The sequence below is a fragment of the Gluconobacter sp. P1D12_c genome, assembly GCF_018812105.1.
In the GTDB taxonomy this organism is placed as follows: domain Bacteria; phylum Pseudomonadota; class Alphaproteobacteria; order Acetobacterales; family Acetobacteraceae; genus Gluconobacter; species Gluconobacter oxydans_A.
Genome location: NZ_JACSIQ010000947.1, coordinates 1 through 338 on the forward strand (window position 1 = coordinate 1; position 338 = coordinate 338).

Genomic DNA, 338 nt, shown 5'->3' on the forward strand with positions numbered 1-338 from the left:
ATCCAGTTCTCTGACCAACCCCGTAATCGCAATACGGCCTCTTCAATGGAACGCCAGTTGGCAAGATACAGCAGCCCATCCAGAACATAGGGTGCTTCACCGGCCGTCGCCGCAATCACCCGGGTCGAAAACGGATCATACTGATCGGAGATGTGGGTGTAGAAACTGACGCCCGGTTCACTGCCATTGCGCGCATTGATATCGCTGATCGCAGCGCCTCTGCCACCTGCATGAACCAATTGACCATCACTTGAGGACGATGTGCCGTCTCCCCAGAGTGACGCCAGGGGCAGCCCACGATGGGCTGCAACCATACGGCCAAGGGCTTCGGCGTATCC

General features: G+C 57.7%; 1 protein-coding gene. It reads right to left on the reverse strand.

Features of this window, described 5'->3' with window-relative positions; translation table 11 throughout:
• Window positions 1-338 (reverse strand): Tn3 family transposase (locus KP705_RS19915; protein ID WP_215765567.1); only part of this gene is annotated, 338 nt, incomplete at both ends.